The following is a 17,864-nucleotide window of genomic DNA, read 5'->3' as shown; positions in this document are numbered from 1 at the left end:
AAAGAATGGGTTAAGGTTTTAAAGTACCCGTACGGGTACTTTGGGCTGTACAGTATTGTCGAGAAAGCAAGATTTTGTCGGATGCGTCACACTGCTAGTATGAGTCCGTGATGCTTTGACTTTCGATGACAGCTCCTGATTCCCGCACAGTTACCTATAGTCCTGCTTACACCCTCGTACCTACCTACGAGTGCTTTAATCGCTGTACCTACTGCAATTTTCGTGCTGAACCTGGTAAAAGCCCCTGGTTGACCTTGACAAAGGCAGAAATTAAACTCAGACAGCTTCAATGTCAAGGTATCTGTGAAATTCTGATCCTCAGTGGCGAAGTACACCCCAACTCGTCCCGCCGTCAGTCTTGGTTCCAGCGGATTTATGAGCTTTGTGAACTAGCACTGTCTTTGGGTTTCCTACCCCATACAAATGTTGGTCCCCTGAGTTTTCTTGAGATGCAGACTCTTAAGCAGGTAAATGTTTCAATGGGGTTAATGCTAGAACAACTGACGCCGGAGCTGCTTAAGACAGTTCATCAGTATGCTCCCAGTAAAATACCACAATTGCGCTGGCAACAGTTAGCATGGGCAGGTCAATTGCAGATTCCCTTCACAACTGGGTTACTTTTGGGCATTGGCGAGACCCAGCAAGACTGGTGGGAGACATTAGCAGCGATCGCACAGTTGCACTCTGATTATGGTCATATCCAGGAAGTTATTCTACAACCCCACAGTCCCGGTACTCAGCAAACTTGGGATGCTCCCGCTTTTGACCCCCATCAGTTACCCCAAGTAATTAGTCAAGCACGTCAGATACTGCCTATGGCGATTAATATACAAATTCCGCCTAATTTAGTTACAGACTCTGAGTGGTTACTTGCTTGTTTAGACGCGGGTGCTAGGGATTTAGGGGGAATTGGACCCAAAGATGAGGTGAATCCTGATTATCCCCATTCTCATGTTGAGCAGTTAAGGGAGATTTTGGAACCTGCGGGGTGGCAGTTGGTAGCGCGTTTGCCAGTTTATCCTCAATATGAAAGTTGGTTAGCGCCAAGATTGCAGATGGCGGTTCAGTCGCTAGGTACCTTAATGGTTAATTGAAAATCGAAAATTGAGCCTCTACACTAGCATTTGGCTAATAGCAATAGTGTTTATTTTACCTTTGAAAAGAATAGAGGCTTATCTTGAGAGTAAAGGCGGTGAGGTTGCTACCAAAATGCGGCCCTATATCTGAAACAATTTTTGAAGATGCTCACCTCCCGGCACCGCTTCAGGAAACGAATAAGTACAATATACAGATGTAGAGTTACAAACCAGTTCACTGGTCATATACGCCTATCGAAACCATCTACGGAAATCTCAAAGGATTGAAACCGAGCCAACTGAAGCAGCTCAAACGACTGTATCACCAGCGCTTACCAGGCGATCACATCACAACGCCAGAATTTGCTCAACGACTGGCAGCAATTAGTACAGATGTTAAGCAGCCGCTGTGCGCTTACATTAACCGTCGGGGACAAGTGATTCGCGTCGGTGTTGGCTCCCCTTCTCAGACGAAAATTCCGCCCATGGAATTGCCCCGCTACGGCGCAGAACGATTGTGTGGAATACGCTGCATTGCTACGCAGCTTAAATCAGAAACACCAAAAGAATCTTGTCTTACTGCGATGGCGATTCAAAGACTTGACGCCTTAGTAATTCTCAATACTACAGGTTCAGGATTTGAACGCAGGGGTGGTGGCGCTACAGGTTACATCAAAGAAACCTACTTAGCGCACTTGCTTCCTCCTACAGAAGAGGAGACACCAGTTACCGAAGAAACCAATACCGCCAAATTCGGACTTAGCTGGACAATGTCGCCACCTTTGAGCCTCGACATCCTCTCCAAACAAGATTTTCTTGATCTAGTAGAAGGATTAGAAGCCGAGTTCCGCCGACAATTTATTGTCCAACATCTAGACGCCCGAGACATTGAGCAAGACAGGGTGCTGATTGTGGGCTTAATGACCGATGGCACGACATCAGCGCGCTTTGAAGACGGCTTGGCAGAAATCGGGCGGTTGGTGGACACCGCTGGGGGAGAGGTATTACAGACAGTAAGGCAAAAGCGATCGCGTCCTCATCCTCAGACAGTTGTGGGTGCTGGTAAAGTCGATGAAATTGCCCTGACGGTACAAACCATAGGGGCCAACCTGGTAGTGTTTGACCGGGATCTCTCACCAGCCCAAGCCCGTAACCTGGAATCTCGACTGGGTGTCAGCGTTGTAGACCGCACTCAAGTGATTCTTGATATTTTCGCTCAACGAGCTCAATCCAGTGCTGGTAAATTGCAGGTAGAACTCGCCCAGTTAGAATACATGCTACCCCGACTTAAAGGTCGCGGTCAGGCAATGTCGCGCTTGGGCGGTGGTATTGGCACTCGTGGACCTGGTGAAACTAAACTAGAAACCGAACGCCGTGCTATCCAGCGCCGCCTTGCTAGACTTCAACAAGAAGTTAACCAGTTACAAGCCCATCGGTCACGGATGCGGCAGCAGCGTCAAAAGCAGGAAATTCCGACAGTGGGAGTAGTTGGCTATACCAATGCGGGCAAATCTACCCTACTGAATACGCTGACTAATGCTGAGGTTTATACCGCTGACCAGCTATTTGCTACTCTCGACCCTACCACCCGCCGCCTGTTAATTACTGACGCGGTAACAGGAGAAACCTGCCCCATTCTGCTGACTGATACTGTTGGCTTTATCCATGAACTGCCACCACCCCTAGTAGACTCGTTCCGTGCCACCCTAGAAGAAGTTACAGAAGCCGATGCGCTGCTGCATGTGGTGGACTTATCTCATCCGGCATGGCAAAGTCATATTCGCTCTGTAATGGCTATTTTGGGAGAAATGCCCGTTACACCAGGACCCATACTTGTGGCATTTAACAAAATTGACCAAGTAGACAGTGATACCCTGGCACTAGCTCAAGAAGAATTTCCTCAAGGAGTATTCATTTCAGCCAGTGAGCGCTTGGGTCTGGAAACTATGCGTCAAAAACTAGCTCAGTTAGTACATTATGCGATCGCTCTTTAGAGCATACAGCAGGAGTTATTGAGGGGGCTTCTGACAAAACAGACAAGGGGGGAAAGGGAGGAAAGAATCGCGAACAACCCCAAATCCTCCCATTAACTATACAACGCTATCTTTTAGCTGAACTGGACAAAAGTTCTCCCCCTTGTCTCCCTATCTCCCTTGTCCTGCTATTACCCAGTTTCTAGTCCCTAATCCAGTCAAGCCCTAACTTTTGCAAACAATTTACCCCAGCCAGATCAGTGAGGTTGTACTGCAAAGGTGTCACAGTAATATACCTATCGCGAATTGCTTGAACATCTGTCATCACATCCTGAGGAAGGTGAAGATGTTCTGGTTGTTCAACATCCTCAAGCACTTCACCAGCTAACCAGTAATAAGTTTTGCCTCTGGGGTCAACTCGCTGATCAAAAATATCGAAATAACGACGAATTCCTTGGCGGGTGATTTTGACGCCAGCAATTTCTGAGAGTTTTACTGGTGGCACGTTGACATTAAGCAACATCCCCTCTGGGAGGGATTGCTTCTCTAACTGAGATATCAGTCTCTGAGCGAACATTGCCGCTACTGTAAACTCTTGGGAGACATAGCTCGCGAGACTAAAAGCAATGCTGGGAATGCCTTCAATCGCACCTTCCATCGCCGCTGAGACTGTGCCAGAATAAAGGACGTCAGTGCCCAGGTTGGAACCATGATTGATGCCAGAAACAACCAAATCCGGTGGTTGGTCAATCAATGCACCTAAAGCTAGCTTTACACAGTCTGAGGGTGTTCCAGAACAAGACCAGGCATGGACTGCGGGATCAAACATCTTATGGACGACTTCGGCGCGGATTGGGTCATGGAGTGTTAAACCGTGACCGGTAGCAGAACGCTCTCGGTCGGGACAAACTACAGTAATATCATGACCAGCTTCGGCAAGAGTGTTGGCAAGAGTGCGAATACCCAGGGCGAAAACACCGTCATCGTTGCTAATGAGCAATTTCATGAAACAGTTTGGCAGCCTAGATAAAAGTCGTTGTTCGATTTTAGCCTGACAGTTAGGAGCTTTTTCGGAAAGCGGTTGTAAAAATTCATTCCCAAGGCAGAAGGCAGACTTGTCGAGGAAAAATAAAACCTTTGAGAGAATTACTTCGCTGCTGGGTAAACTGGTAAAGATAATCGGCTTCGGTAAATTAACAATTAAACACTAGTGCTGCTCTTGACAGGAGTAATTAAGCAAGTCGAAGCCGTTTGTCGTTTTTTATGTGTTGCGCTGACCTAACTAACCTAGGCAGGTTAACTCAGCAGGTATCCTCACAAAACTCGAAACTCAAAACTCATTACCTAGCATGACCACTTCGCTCAACGAGCTTGAGACCCAATTAGTCGCACTCAAAGAAGAAGCGACCAAAGCGATCGCACCCGCTGATACCCTAGAACAATTAGAACAGTTACGTGTCAGTTACCTGGGTAAAAAAGGGCAACTGTCTCAGGTCTTGCGGGGCATGGGTAAGCTTTCCCCAGAAGACCGACCCCGCATTGGTGCTTTAGCTAATGAAGTAAAAGAAGCCCTCCAAGAGAAACTAGAGCAAAAACGCCAAGACCTGCAAAAGGCGCAAATCGAGGCGCAATTAGCAGCAGAAACCCTTGATGTGACGATGCCGGGAGTTTATCATCCCCAGGGTCGAATTCACCCAGTTAACAGTATCATTGACCGAGCTTTAGATATCTTCGTCGGCCTCGGCTATACCGTTGCTACTGGCACGGAGATGGAGACAGATTACTACAACTTTGAAGCCCTCAATTTCCTGCCTGATCACCCAGCGCGTGATATGCAGGATACGATGTATCTGCCCGATGGGAATTTGCTACGCACCCACACCTCTACCGTGCAGATTCATTACATGGAAGAGAATGACCCCCCGATTCGGATTGTGGCACCAGGTCGATGCTATCGACGGGATACGGTTGATGCTACCCACGCGGCAGTATTTCATCAGATAGAACTGTTGGCAGTAGATGAGGGACTGACATTTACTGACCTCAAAGGCACTCTTAAAGAGTTTGTTCAGGCAATGTTTGGCGAGGAACTGCCGATTCGCTTCCGTGCCAGTTATTTTCCTTTCACCGAACCTTCGGCAGAAGTAGACGTGCAGTGGAAAGGTGAATGGCTAGAAGTTTTAGGCTGCGGTATGGTTGACCCCAATGTAATCAAGTCAGTCGGCTATGATCCTGAAGTTTACACAGGCTTCGCCGCTGGCTTGGGGGTTGAGCGCTTTGCGATGAAAATGTACGAAATTGATGATATCCGCCGATTGTACAGCTCTGACTTGCGCTTTTTACGGCAATTCTAGCTAAATTTGTAGAGACGTTACTTATAGCGTCTCTACAGCAGGATTAATTTCTCACCAAAACTCCTGGTTCTTTTTGAATTGGCAGAACCTCTAGAACATCGGTTTGAGCGCAGTAATTTAAATCATCATGTCCATCCATGAGCAACAGGCGTTGACCATGACTGGCTTGGCGGAACATCTCCAATAAATTATCCTGCCACTGGGAATATAGAGCGATTGCAGCGATCACTTCATCATTGCCCGCTAGTTCATCTACTGAATTAGTGGTTTGTTGAAGAAGACTATGAGCGATCGCACCAGCACAGACGGTATCTTCGAGAGAGTAAGCTCCTTGCCAACCTGAACCTACCAGCCAAACCGTCTCTGGGGAATTGGCAAGAAGATACTGCACTGCGGCAGCACGGTTAACCAAGGCGGCTGCTAACACCACAGGAGAAGCCTGTACACACTGTAAGGCACGGGTGCCATTGGTGGTACTGATAAATAGTCGTCGTCCCTTTACTCTTTCTGGTGTGCAATCTAAAGGAGAGTTTCCCAAATCACAGCCAGATACTTTGGCACCGCCTCTTTCACCTGCCCTCAGACGTTTTTCTACTGGCCACTCTTCACTTACTCGCATTAATTTTTCCAGATCACTGAAGGCTTGAACCGCCTCAGCACCGGCATTTAATGCTGTAGCAATAGTGGTTGTTGCTCGTAGGACATCAATTGCGATCGCACAATCTGGCACCTTGTCTGTAGGAGTTAGTTCAGGCGTGTGGTAAACAAATAGCTTCACAAAACCTCCACGAAGTTTGGAAGCCCACCTTTTCGGGGTGGGTTGAGCAGCCATTTTGGCTCTTGGCTTAGGTCGTAGGTTGTTGAATATTGCATCTTGACCTGCTTTTTTGACTGCCGATTTTGAATTCTATCAGGTTTTGGCAACAAAACTTTGCTAATCCCTCTCAGTGCTAATTTTGCTGCCTACGAACTGACAATAGCTATCAAATCTGATCAGTTAATTGATGATATCCAAGACAAAAGAACGCATCAGAGTTAATACAGAGGGTCGAATCTCATGTCCCATGTCAAATTCTTGATACTTCAGTTTTACTCCCAGAGCTGTTAAAGTCTCCTTAGCCTGCCGAGCTGCAGCAAGAGGTACAACCTGGTCTTGCTTGCCATGCACAAGTAATACAGGTGGTAAAGATTCTCTTGCCACTGGTTCAGGTTTTGAATGCAAATAGCCACTTAGAGATATTAAGCCAGCCAGAGGCAAAGTTAACCCCACATCCAGCGTCATCGCTCCACCTTGGGAAAATCCACTGAGAATAGTGCGCGACAGAGGCACACCAGTAGTACTCTCTAGAGATTTCAGCCAACTCCTAAGCTGCTGCCGACTGGATATTAACCCCTGATATTCCTTGCTGTTCAAGTCATACCACATCCTACCTCCGGGCTGATTGGGATAGGCAAAAGGAGCATCGGGAAAGAGGAATTGATATTCCGGCAGATTCAGCAATGGGGCAAAAGATGCCAAATCTTGAGCATTTGCGCCAAAGCCATGCAAGCAGACAATCAACTTAGTTGGTGATTGAGAGGTTGCCGGAGGAACTGAGATAAATTGTAAAGACAATGATTGCTCTCCTGAACCAGAATTGATCGAATTTTTGATAGCAGAACTATAGTCTCTTTGGCAAGCTGGCAATAGCAGCGCCATTGAGAGCATGCTACAGCTTTTGAGAATAAATTTACGCCGACTCAATTGACCCTTGCTTTGACTAATTAAGGTTCACTTCTTTAAGGGATTTTAGTTCATTAGTCGATTGATTAACACTCAAGACTCACCTTGTTGATGAGACTGGCAAACAAATCACAAACTCTGTCCCTTTACCAATCTCCGAATTCAACTCAATTTTACCGTGGTGTTTTTCTACGATTTGGTGAGAAATTGATAGTCCCAACCCTGTGCCTTTACCTACTTTTTTAGTAGTAAAAAATGGATCGAATAGTTTGTTTTTAATTTCTGGTGGTACGCCAGGCCCATTATCACAAATTTTTATTCTGATTTGCTTATTAGCGATGTTTTCTGTTTGGATTAAAATCTGGTGTTTTTTCTTGTGGTAATTATCTTGTCTTTTACCATTATTAGTTGGTACATAGTCTCTAGTTTCTGATTCCTCTAGGGCATCAATTGCATTAGCAATAATATTCATAAATAGCTGATTTAGTTGTGCTGCATAGCACTCAATTAAGGGTAGATTGCCATACTGTTTAATTACTTCAACAGAGTTCTTGAGTCGATTGTTAAGAATTAGCAGTGTACTCTCAATACCTTCGTGAATATCCACAGCCTTCATCTCAGCTTCATCCAAGCGGGAAAAGTTACGTAAAGAGACTACAATTTGACGGATGCGGTCAACTCCGAGTTTCATTGATGACATCAATTTTGATAAATCTTCGGACAAGAACTCTAGCTCAATTGCTTCAATTCTTTCTTGAATTTCTGGTTGTGAGTTGGGATAGTGTTGCTGATAAAGTTGAACTAATTCCAGCAAGTCTTCGGTATATTCTCTGGCATATTGAAGATTGCCGAAGATGAAATTAACAGGATTGTTGATTTCATGAGCAACACCAGCAACTAGTTGCCCTAAACTAGACATTTTTTCACTTTGAATTAACTGGGATTGGGTTTGTCCTAGTTCCTGGAGTGCTTGTGTAAGTTCCTGAGTTCTTTCCTCTACTCGCTGTTTCAACATCTGGCGAGCTAGTTCTAGTTGGTGAGTGTATTCACCTACCCATTGAATTAACTGATTTAGAGAGGTGGCTAAAGAACCAACTTCATCTTCTGTAGTGACGGGTGTTCGGAGATTAAAATTAGATTCCTGGGTAACTCGCCTAGCAACACTAGTAACTGTTTTCAGGGGAGAGGCAATTTGGTGACTTGTATAGATTGAGAGTATGCTAGCAATCGCTACACTGAGCAGCATGGTTACTAAAATGATTTGTAATCGTAGTGCTTGAACTCTTTCAATGGTCGTGATTGCTTGTTTTTTTTGAGTTTCTGCTGCTGCTATAATCTGATTTAAATTTTCTGAGAGAAGTTCAAATTCGCTATCTATTTGGTTTGTTGTACTACCGCTCATAAAAGCTAATATCTTTTGCCGTGCGGCGGGGATTTCCTCTAATTCTAAATTGGTAGGATCAATTTCTTGCAAGAGAGAATCAAGTTGCTCAGAGTAAGAGTTAGTGGTGACTTCGTAACTCTTCAGTAACTTCTTAAATTTTGTGGTGTCTACTGCGGAGTAATTAGGGTTAGTTTCTAAGAAATTGGCAAGATTTAATAGTTGATCTCTAACCTGCTCAACATTGGCAGAAAATTTGTAACTTTCTAAGTCAAACCAAATTGATTTTCCTAGTATTGGTAGAACTTGTTGTGGATGCGATCGCATGCCAATTACAGCTTTTTCTAAGTTAGTTACGTGTTGTTGTTGTTCATCCGCCAGAACCAGGGTTTGCAGAGCTTGTTTTTCGTAGTATCCTCCCAAAGCAAGTCCCGCTGTTGTGCCAACAACAGGAATTCCAATTGCTAGAGCATAGCTAAAACCAAATTTTTTTGCTATGCTTAGTCGGTTAATCAGTTTACCAATCCACATTGAGCGAATTTTCTGAGATGCACGGTGAATTGTGTCTGAGATTACCATTTTCTTACCTTGCTTGGTCTGAGCTGCTACATGGCAATTTTTTTGATCCCTATGGGAATTGTTAGAGTCTTCAAGCGGCATGAGAAAACCCCTCTGTTTCTGGTTGAGCTGGCTGCGTATTTGCCTTATTACTGATTATCTTGAACGAAGAAGTACGGCTGTTAGTCTTAACTATAAGAAACAGTGTTCCATAAATATTTTCAGAAAAAAATCTTTCACTGCGACAACTCCACTACTAGATTACAGCTCAAAGCTTAGGGAGCAAGAATTGCTCAGTAGATTAGTAGAGCCTGATTAGATGTAGATGCAGTAAAGTTGGGTAGTTAAAAGAGATTAGTTGCTAAATTGCCATGCTGATACTAACACGTCATAACATTTAGTATCTCATGCTCTGGTAATAGAAGTTAATTATTATTTGCTGAATAAATAATAATTAACTTCTAAAATCTAGCTTAAAATTATGTTTTATCTAGTTGGATACACCTTATTTATTCTCGCTATATTGGCTTAAAATTTACGTTTGTCTGGTCAATTAATGCATCTAAATCTAATAGAAATAGCCTGAATAAATTGTAAAAATGTATATTTTATCTGTCTGTATCTCTAGATAATTTTTTCATAAATCATCGAGGATTATTCTATTTACTTTGCTCAATAAGTTTTTAAAATAAAAAACAACACCCACCTGAAAGAAACTATGACTTGAGGTGCATTTCTAGTCTACACTCAAAAAAATTAGGAGCTTCTACGCTTCCTCTGATAGTTGGCGAATTATGCCATACTTATCAAAGATAAGGTTAAGCTCCTAATAAAAAACTTTTTAAACTCTGAATAAAACTAGATAAGGTATCAAAGGGCGTAATTACCTTTTGTTGGAAGGCGGAATTACCAACAATTCTAAGCTAGCGTTACTAAATCCGTACAACTTCTCTAGGCTAAAGATCAGAAGACAAATGATTATTTGAATTGGCCAAGGTGCAGCAGCAAAGCCAGAGATTGAACAAAATATAGCAGAACCCACACCCAATAATCTAGGAATTTCGTAGGAAGCTCGTAGAGATATCAGGATGCTAACCGCTGCACTAACAAAAAGAATTAAAAAATTCGGAAGCATAATAATTACCTCTAATCTCATAAAAAATTTTATAGAGGGTTTCTTTGAGCCTAAATGACTTAAAAAACCCTCTTGTTCTTAAGCTAACACTGGAACAAAATAAAAGCGTGTATTCTAAACAACAGCTCTCGATTTGTTCAAAAATCTTTGCATAACTTTGTAGAGAATTTTTAGGACTGCACAGCTTCTTCTAAAAACTTTGCCAACCAGTCTTTAAGTTTATAAGTAGCACGACAGTCATCCTCGTTATAGCGTTCAACAGCATCAAGCAGAGAACGATCACCCGTCTCTAGCCATTGATCGTACAAACAGACGGTTTGGGAACCAGTCATACTGGCATCACGCCACTCAAAACCCAACCATCTAGCCAGATGTTTGAGAGAATAGCTTTCAACCGGCAGCTTTACATTATCCATGACTAGCTCATGAACATCCACAAAGCGGGAGAGCAGTTGTTTTACTTGCTCTGGTGGTGTGTTGTAGAGTGAACCTAAACGCCTGACTGTTTCGGCTTCATAATCAGCAAAATGGAAAATTGGTGCATTGGGGTAAAGCTCAGCCAAAGTTAAAAAATTTTGCCAAATTAAGGCTTCATCCCTGGGATGTTCTGCTAAAAAAGGGTAAAATACTTCAGTGTGGTTGAGTCTATCAATTACCAGTACCCCAAGCAAATAGTCAACGTTCAGTTCCGGTTCTGCCTCAATATCGAAGTAAAACTCAATAGATGCAGTTGGTAATAATACTTCTTCGTCTTCATTAAGAGTTTCGGGTTTCTTGCCGTTAGTGGACTCCGTAGAAATAGTCGCAGTATAGCTAGCTTGACGGAGAATTGCCCGACCCTGTACGGTGGAACGAGCCTGCTGCAAAAGCTCAGAAGCAACTTTAATTTCAAAGACTGGCTCTAGGTTGCCAATGGTAGATTGAGCAAGCGATTCTACGGTCATGATGCCTAAACCTTGTAAGTCTTCATAGCGCGTCGGCGTCACTCCTGGCAACAGAGAGATGTGTTTTGTCGATTGCGCGATCGCATAGCAACTGCTGTACCAGCGACATAAACTACATTTTTGACGGGAGATAAACACCTCTGGTTCGTGGCGCTGCAACAGCATCTGAATACATCCCGATAAAGCTTCTTCCATAAGTGGCACCCATTTGTCAAGATGCACTGGGTAAGGATGGGGACGGCGCAACACTAACCAAGCTTTACTTGGCCAGGCTTCCTGGACAGATGCTAGTAACTTGGCATGAAAGGCTGCAAGAATTTTATATTCTGGTTTAGGACGCTTACCTAGCTTAATGCTAGTAGGCAGATACATCCAATCACCAAACACCGATTGTCCGGGCTGTTTTTCCAACAAATCAGGACAGCTTAGCAGCGTCACCCTCTCACTTAGCTGCCTCAATAGTACGCCACCAACAATACACTCTGTTCCCTGCTGCATTAATTCCCAAGTCGCTTGAGATCCAGCCTCCCAATCTCCCCAGTGATAGTTAGGGCGTTGATAAACAGTATTGGCGAGAACCCCTTGCTTATGGGTGCGGCTATCTTGTCGCAATTTCAGCAAAAAGTCTTGTCCTGGATCTTGCTTAGTTGAGTCTCCGTGAATGTTCAGAAACCCCCGACGCTTACAGCGTTTGTAATCTAGCAGTAATTCATCTGTCAGTAGTATGCCTTCAAACCGGTCGAAAAAAGACATTGATTGTATAGATTTATTCTTTGGTCAAGGCAAGTTCTGTTACCTTGTGCTTGGTGATGTCTTCAAAACTTCCTGGGGACAAACTAGCCTTCCTTGAGCATTAAAAACAGAGCGAATTTTTTCAGAATTCCCAATTACTCTAACATCAGAGCCATAGACTTAAGGTGCCAACTTTAACAGAGTCTTCTGTTGAGTTTATTTTGCCGAGTACCAACCAGCGCCACAGGAGGTATCAAGCCTCTGATCTGGTTAATCTGCAACCTGTAAAGCTAATAACGCCGTACCATAAGCGGCTGCTGTGTGCTTTGATGGCAGTACAGGCACTTGTAGATGACGCCCTCGAATTTTTGTCCAAGTAGCATTTTTTGCCCCACCACCAGCAGTATAGACGCGACTGAGTTGGGTTGCGCCTAGTTGTTGCAACAGATGATATCCCCGTGCTTCAATCCTCGCCATTGATTCTAGCAAGCCATGAAGGAATTCTACCGAGCTGGTTGGTTTTGGTTCCAGTTTGGGTGGTAAAAAAGGATCATTAATGGGAAAGCGATCGCCTGGTTTAAGTAAGGGATAGTAATCTAGGGAACTTTCTTGGCGGGGATCTATTTGGCGACTGATATTTTCTAATTCGGTATCCCTAAAGAACTGCCGCAGCACGGCACCACCGCTATTAGATGCGCCCCCTGTAAGCCATAAATCTCCTAGTCGGTGGCTATAAATTCCATAACGAGAGTCATTGACACGCTTGTCACTTAAAAGCTTGAGGACGATCGTTGAACCGAGAGAAGTCACTGCCTCACCTGGTAGTTGAGCGCCGCTGGCAAGAAAAGCGGCAATACTATCAGTGGTGCCAGTAACAACCAAGCAGTCTTGTCGCAACCCCAAATCACAGGCAATTTCAGAAGTTATCTCAGCTACTGGTGTACCGGGAGCAAGGACTTGTGGTAGTACCGGCCAGTCTGGTAGCTGTTCCATCCAGGTAGGATAGCGTAGTTGCTCAGGATCATAACCCAGTTTTAAAGCATTATGATAGTCACTAATGCCTAGCTTGCCGTGCAACAAAAAAGCTAACCAGTCGGCTTGGTGAAGGAAGTAACAGTTTTTAGTAGAGAGGTGATGTTTTGCCTCTTGCTCACACCACCAGAGAAACTTGGCAAGGCTGGAGGTAGCACTGATCACAAGGTGGTTTGGGGGAGCGATCGCTTTTAGTTTTTCGATCTGGGCAACCCCCCGTCCATCGTTGTAGAGGATTGGTTGATCTACAGGCTGACCACTCTGATCACACAAGAGTACAGTAGCAGAAGTGCCATTAATAGCGATCGCTTGGATTTGCTGACGTATGTCTTGGGGAATTTGCTCAATTAAGGCAAATAAAGTTTTCTTCCAGCTAACATGCAGTAAAATCGTTTGGCTATTACCCAATGTGCCAAAGGAATATTGTGCTTCGGCGTGGATAGTAGCTTCAGCATCAATTACCAGTGCTCGTGCGCCAGAAGTGCCAAAATCAATGCCGAGGTAGAAGTTCATCGCTAATTGTCACAGTGGTTGGGATCAGACCAGAGTAAGGGAGACAAGAGGGACAAGAAAGTACCTCTTTGCCGATTTATCAAACTACGTTCTTAATCCTTCCCCGTTCCCTAGTTACTCTACTAGATAGCGTTGTCCACTCCTGAGAACCTCGTTATCGGAGGTGATCTCGACTAATGCCCATTTTTCTTGAACATAGCTTAAATCTTGGGTTTTAGACAGGTAGTTTTCCACATAACCGCAAGTTGTACAAACATAGGTATCAAGGAAAGCGTAGCGATTACTAGCTTTTTGAGCTCCTACTGTGATGGTGTTTAGAGGAATCGATTTTCTATTAGTATTGGCGTAGACATGGCGAGAACCACACTTAGGACATTGACCATTTTTCATTTTGATGACTGCCTCAATGCTAAAACCTGACTAATTTTTTCTACCTTGGTAGAATACAATCAGGATAAAAAGACACTTTTACGGTGATAACTGCTGGCAATCATTGAATAATTGGCGATCGCTCCGAGAGCCTCTCCTATTTATCGGCAATTCGTTCAATTAGGCTAAACAAAGCTTTCTCTTAGCCAGCAGCTTTGAGTTTCCTCTGGTTGAAAAGCGCAAGATGTTATAGTAGCAAGTTTATTCAATTAGAGTTTGTCATCAGGAACAAAAATAACCATCTTACGTCTTAAAATCTAGATAAGGCTGGGTAGATAGCTGAGATGAAAAAGCCAATTTTGAACTTGATTAAGCTGTTGCCAGTAATCTTAATCGCCGCAGGTCAAGGTTTCGCTAATAATGGAGGTAATCTGGCTCAAAACCTCCCGAAATCTCTCTCAACCTGGCAAACACCCCTGATGTCAAAATCTTTGCTAACTCAGCAATCCTCGTTGATACCCGTTAGCTTTCTCAAGCAAGCACAAGCAACTACCCTAACTCGCTGCAATCAAACATCTTCTTCTATCAATACTGGGTACTCGATAAAAACGTCAAGTGGTCAATGGAGTCAGTTGACAGGATGGACGACCATTAAACCTCAAAAGTGTGATCAGGTTTCCTTAGGAATATATAGCGGTTCGGTGAGAATTTACAAAAATATTAATGGTAATAGTCAATTAGTCACCACAATTAGCCTTGATTCGGGGAAAAATGAGTACGCGTTTCGGTAAATAATATTAGCAGCAATAGCTTTAAAGAATCAGCCTTATTTTTCCTCAAACTTAGCAACTGATTGATTACCATAGCGCCCAACCAGGGAAATCCCCTGACAAAGTTGGTGTTCTTGCCGACTGATAGTAGTGTTGTGGTTGAGATAGTCATCCACAATACCACAGCCGCGCTTGAGTAGATAATCTAGTTCCGGATTATCGAGTTCCTCTAGCTTTAAGTTCCACAGGAGTACTGTATCATCCCCACTAGCAGAAGCTAATTTGTCAATATCATAACCAAAGCTTACTGCTAAGACCGCAGCTTGATGACCGGAGAGGGTTCTGAGTTCTTGACCATCGATACTCCAAAGCTTAATAGTTTGGTCATCACTAGCAGAGGCAATAGTTTTACCGTCATGACTGAAACTCACGCTGTTGACTTTATCGCTATGTCCTCTCAAAGTTGCCATTAATTTACCGTCTCGGAGACGCCAGAGTTTGACAGTGGAGTCAAAACTGCCAGAAGCAATCATCTTGCCATCTGGACTGAAACTCAGGCTAGTGGGACTTAGACAGATTTCAAGCCCAAACAAAGCCCAAAGCAGCTTTGTGAGCAAAGAATACGTCCCGATTGTGGTTCAACCACTCCATAAAACGAAAAGACATCGCTGTCCGAAACGCCTCTAATGCTTCAGTAAAGGTGTTTAAAGGTTTCGATGCCCAACGCCGTCTTAATCCTCCGGTTAAAGTGTGCCATAAAATAAATGTATAGGCACAAAACACAAGCATGAAATGTCTTATCAGGCTTCTATAATCTCTGACTTGATATTCAGATAAACCCAACCAGCCTTTGGCTTCCCGATAGAAAACTTCTACCCAATTTCTTTGAGAGTAGGTAGTTACTATCCAATCGGCTGTGGCTTTTGTTGATTCAACATTGGTAATAAAATAGTCAACATCACTAGCTTGGTCGAAGGTTGAGGCATTCATGACGATAGCAATTGTTCTCTTTCCTTCAAGCTGTGAGAGTTCAACTTCTACAGGAGCCACCCAAACGGTTTTCAGTTTATCTAGATTGATTTGAACAGGGGTAAAATCTTTTGGTGACAAGGATTCGGCTAACTTATCTAGGCGAATCTCTTCTCGTTGACTTATCCCTATTTCAATTATCACCTTACGGTTTTTGGCTAATCCTCCTATATACTTGAGTTTCCTTTTTTCCAGTTCCAGCAAAAACGTTGTGTTATTTCCATACCCAGCATCAATTAATACGATACCCGGTCGATATCCTCTGTTCATGCTGCGGTCAATTAATGCTAAGCCTAACTCCGGCTTTTTGGAATTCAATATCTTTTTTTCCTTCAGCTAAAGAACTAGCGTGTTGAGATAACTCTATATCTAACGGTAGGCTTTTTTTCCCATCATATAGATGAGTTGTTACCACTACTATTCCGTTGTCTGTCTTCCCGATTTCTCCAATGTACTGTCGTCCTACTCCCGCCGTGAAATTGCCACTTTTCCTATGTCCTGAGTCATCTACAATTAACGTGAATCCTCTACTTATTCGGGTTGGGCTACACTGATTCATCACCAGTAGACGCCGCTCATTTACCTGTTGAGCATTCCAGGGGGCTTCCGTTAAAAAATGATGTAATCGGTGGTAAGTCACTCCCACCGCGTTATCCGCCATTTGAGACAGGTTTTTTCCTTCACTTTCCCCTAATAATCCCCCAATATAGTTCCTAAACTCCCTTTTTGCGCTTGATGTCTCCAGACATCATCAAAGCGTTTGCACCATCTATCGAAGCAAGGAGGCATGGCGGCGGGGGTTGTCTCTTTCATGTCTTACACTCTAATGTCAAATGGCTGCCATGCCTAAATTATATTTTTATTAACTCTTTATTTTCGTTTAAGTCCCGCTAGAAATACTGTCAGTATGTCCCCGTAAAGAATTGAGCAATTTGCCGTCAACACTCCAGATTTGCACGGTGTTATCAGAACCAGCAGAGGCAATTAGCTGACTATTAGGACTAAAACTCACATTGTTGCCAACATCGCTTTGCCCTTTTAAAGTGTTCAGTAATTTACCATCGCGATTCCAGAGTTTGACAGTTTTGTCCAAACTAGCAGAGGCAATTAGCTGGTTATCGGGACTAAAAGCCACACTCACGACTGGCGCAGTATGTCCCCTTAAAGTTTTCAGCAATTTGTCATCAAGGGTTTTGAGTTTTATTACGTACTCAGTGAGCAAGACTCCCTGTTTAACAGATGTATCATCGCTAGCAATAGATATCTCCGGAATATAAACAGAGCGTGGGATAATAGCGACAAATGCAAAAAGTCAATCGCTCGTACGGAGTGTTATGGGTGCAATTTTAGAAGCCATCGAAAATAACCCCAAGGAGATTAAGCGCTTGCTTGGCATCGACCAAGAGCAATTTCGACAACTGATAGCTAAAACCGAGTTGCTGCATAAACAGAAGCAGGAGGAAATTGAGATAAAGAAGCTTCGAGTCAATAAAAAAGGGGGCGGAAAAAAACCTAAGTTATCTCAAAAAGAGCAAATTCTCTTGACTTTAATATACTTACGACATTCCCCAACATTTCAGTTGCTAGGTATCCAGTTTGGAGTCAGCGAAACTACGGCGAATGATATCTTCCACTATTGGCTACCAATCATCAGTGAAGCTCTCCCACCAACATTGATAGAACAAGTAAAAAAGTGCGAGGGAGATTATGAATGGTTACAGGAACTTTTAAGTGAACTCCAGCTAATAGTAGATACTTCAGAACAAGTTAGAGAGAGACCTGGAGGCTACCTAGAGCCAAAACAGTTCTACTCAGGGAAGAAGAAAACTCATACCATGAAAAATCAATTTATTGTCTTGCCAGATGGAAAGGATATCGTAGATATTCTCCCCGGAGTACCAGGATACCTAAAAGCGACATAAATTTGTTGAGAGAACGCTTTCGACAATTTGCCCCTAAGCAAAAATTTGGTGGAGACAAAGCCTATCAAGGAGAGGCACAGGTGACAACTCCATGCAAAAAACCTAAAGGTGGACAGTTAACTGATGAACAAAAACAACAGAATAGAGAGTTTTCTCAACAGCGAATTTTTGTAGAACACGTTATTCGTCTTATCAAAATATTTAACGTAGCCCGCGAGAGATTCCGTTTGAATTGTCTTAATTACAAGCCAGTAATCCTGGTTATTTGCGGATTAGTCAGACTCCGAATTAAGGCTTTAATTCTATCCTGTTAAAGTTCAGGTAGTAAAGGTGTTAAATGAGTTAATGGGGTG

Annotated in this window: 15 protein-coding genes and 1 pseudogene; 6 read left to right on the top strand and 10 right to left on the bottom strand. The window is 43.5% G+C overall.

Features of this window, described 5'->3' with window-relative positions:
- Window positions 1–125: 125 nt before the first annotated feature.
- The gene (gene cofG / locus ACT7WV_RS04900) at window positions 126–1,094 is read left to right on the top strand and encodes a 7,8-didemethyl-8-hydroxy-5-deazariboflavin synthase subunit CofG (protein ID WP_445101821.1); all 969 of its coding nucleotides are present in this window, start codon (window positions 126–128) and stop codon (window positions 1,092–1,094) included.
- 236 nt (window positions 1,095–1,330) lie between these two features.
- Window positions 1,331–3,070, top strand: a complete 1,740-nt coding sequence (gene hflX, locus ACT7WV_RS04895; RefSeq protein WP_445105578.1) for a GTPase HflX — start codon at window positions 1,331–1,333, stop codon at window positions 3,068–3,070.
- Window positions 3,071–3,251: 181 nt separating this feature from the next.
- On the opposite strand, the gene surE is transcribed toward hflX, so the two are convergent.
- A complete protein-coding gene (gene surE / locus ACT7WV_RS04890; RefSeq protein WP_445101820.1) occupies window positions 3,252–4,055 on the bottom strand; it encodes a 5'/3'-nucleotidase SurE in 804 nt (267 codons plus the stop codon).
- 343 nt (window positions 4,056–4,398) lie between these two features.
- Here surE and pheS point away from each other — a divergent pair, with 343 nt between their 5' ends.
- Window positions 4,399–5,403, top strand: coding sequence for a phenylalanine--tRNA ligase subunit alpha (gene pheS, locus ACT7WV_RS04885; RefSeq protein WP_445101819.1), 1,005 nt, complete (start codon window positions 4,399–4,401; stop codon window positions 5,401–5,403).
- Window positions 5,404–5,446: 43 nt separating this feature from the next.
- Here pheS and ACT7WV_RS04880 read toward each other — a convergent pair whose 3' ends face one another.
- From ACT7WV_RS04880 to ACT7WV_RS04855, 6 genes are all read right to left on the bottom strand, one after another.
- Window positions 5,447–6,181, bottom strand: coding sequence for a 2-phosphosulfolactate phosphatase family protein (locus tag ACT7WV_RS04880; protein ID WP_445105577.1), 735 nt, complete (start codon window positions 6,179–6,181; stop codon window positions 5,447–5,449).
- Window positions 6,182–6,400: 219 nt separating this feature from the next.
- Window positions 6,401–7,018, bottom strand: a complete 618-nt coding sequence (locus tag ACT7WV_RS04875) for an alpha/beta hydrolase (RefSeq protein ID WP_445105576.1) — start codon at window positions 7,016–7,018, stop codon at window positions 6,401–6,403.
- 208 nt (window positions 7,019–7,226) lie between these two features.
- The gene (locus ACT7WV_RS04870) at window positions 7,227–9,167 is read right to left on the bottom strand and encodes a sensor histidine kinase (RefSeq protein WP_445101818.1); all 1,941 of its coding nucleotides are present in this window, start codon (window positions 9,165–9,167) and stop codon (window positions 7,227–7,229) included.
- A gap of 1,203 nt (window positions 9,168–10,370) precedes the next feature.
- Window positions 10,371–11,897 (bottom strand): TM0106 family RecB-like putative nuclease, encoded by a 1,527-nt coding sequence (locus tag ACT7WV_RS04865; protein WP_445101817.1) that lies wholly within the window; start codon window positions 11,895–11,897, stop codon window positions 10,371–10,373.
- A 249-nt stretch (window positions 11,898–12,146) separates the two neighbouring features.
- Entirely contained in the window at window positions 12,147–13,421 is a 1,275-nt protein-coding gene (locus ACT7WV_RS04860) for an FGGY-family carbohydrate kinase (RefSeq protein WP_445101816.1), read from the bottom strand.
- Between the two features lie 114 nt (window positions 13,422–13,535).
- Window positions 13,536–13,811 carry a hypothetical protein gene (locus ACT7WV_RS04855; protein ID WP_445101815.1) on the bottom strand — a complete coding sequence of 92 codons (276 nt, stop codon included), beginning with the start codon at window positions 13,809–13,811 and terminating at the stop codon, window positions 13,536–13,538.
- A gap of 323 nt (window positions 13,812–14,134) precedes the next feature.
- Here ACT7WV_RS04855 and ACT7WV_RS04850 point away from each other — a divergent pair, with 323 nt between their 5' ends.
- Window positions 14,135–14,581: a hypothetical protein gene (locus ACT7WV_RS04850; RefSeq protein WP_445101814.1), complete on the top strand. Its 447-nt coding sequence runs from the start codon at window positions 14,135–14,137 to the stop codon at window positions 14,579–14,581.
- A gap of 35 nt (window positions 14,582–14,616) precedes the next feature.
- Here the strand turns inward: ACT7WV_RS04850 and ACT7WV_RS04845 are convergent, their stop codons facing one another.
- The 3 genes and pseudogenes from ACT7WV_RS04845 to ACT7WV_RS04835 form a co-directional block, all read right to left on the bottom strand.
- Window positions 14,617–15,153, bottom strand: a complete 537-nt coding sequence (locus tag ACT7WV_RS04845; RefSeq protein WP_445105575.1) for a WD40 repeat domain-containing protein — start codon at window positions 15,151–15,153, stop codon at window positions 14,617–14,619.
- Window positions 15,140–16,402: pseudogene (locus ACT7WV_RS04840) on the bottom strand (IS701 family transposase). Before ACT7WV_RS04840 ends, ACT7WV_RS04845 begins: the two are co-directional and overlap by 14 nt.
- Before the next feature lie 67 nt (window positions 16,403–16,469).
- Entirely contained in the window at window positions 16,470–16,811 is a 342-nt protein-coding gene (locus ACT7WV_RS04835; RefSeq protein ID WP_445101813.1) for a WD40 repeat domain-containing protein, read from the bottom strand.
- 112 nt (window positions 16,812–16,923) lie between these two features.
- Between ACT7WV_RS04835 and ACT7WV_RS04830 the strand changes: the two genes are divergently transcribed.
- Together ACT7WV_RS04830 and ACT7WV_RS04825 are read left to right on the top strand one after the other, a co-directional pair.
- Window positions 16,924–17,511, top strand: a complete 588-nt coding sequence (locus ACT7WV_RS04830) for a helix-turn-helix domain-containing protein (protein ID WP_445101812.1) — start codon at window positions 16,924–16,926, stop codon at window positions 17,509–17,511.
- A gap of 5 nt (window positions 17,512–17,516) precedes the next feature.
- Window positions 17,517–17,825, top strand: coding sequence for a transposase family protein (locus tag ACT7WV_RS04825; RefSeq protein ID WP_445101811.1), 309 nt, complete (start codon window positions 17,517–17,519; stop codon window positions 17,823–17,825).
- The last annotated feature ends 39 nt before the right edge of the window (window positions 17,826–17,864 follow it).

Source organism: Symploca atlantica LB2515 (assembly GCF_052546295.1).
This window is presented reverse-complemented; position numbering and strand designations above follow the sequence as displayed.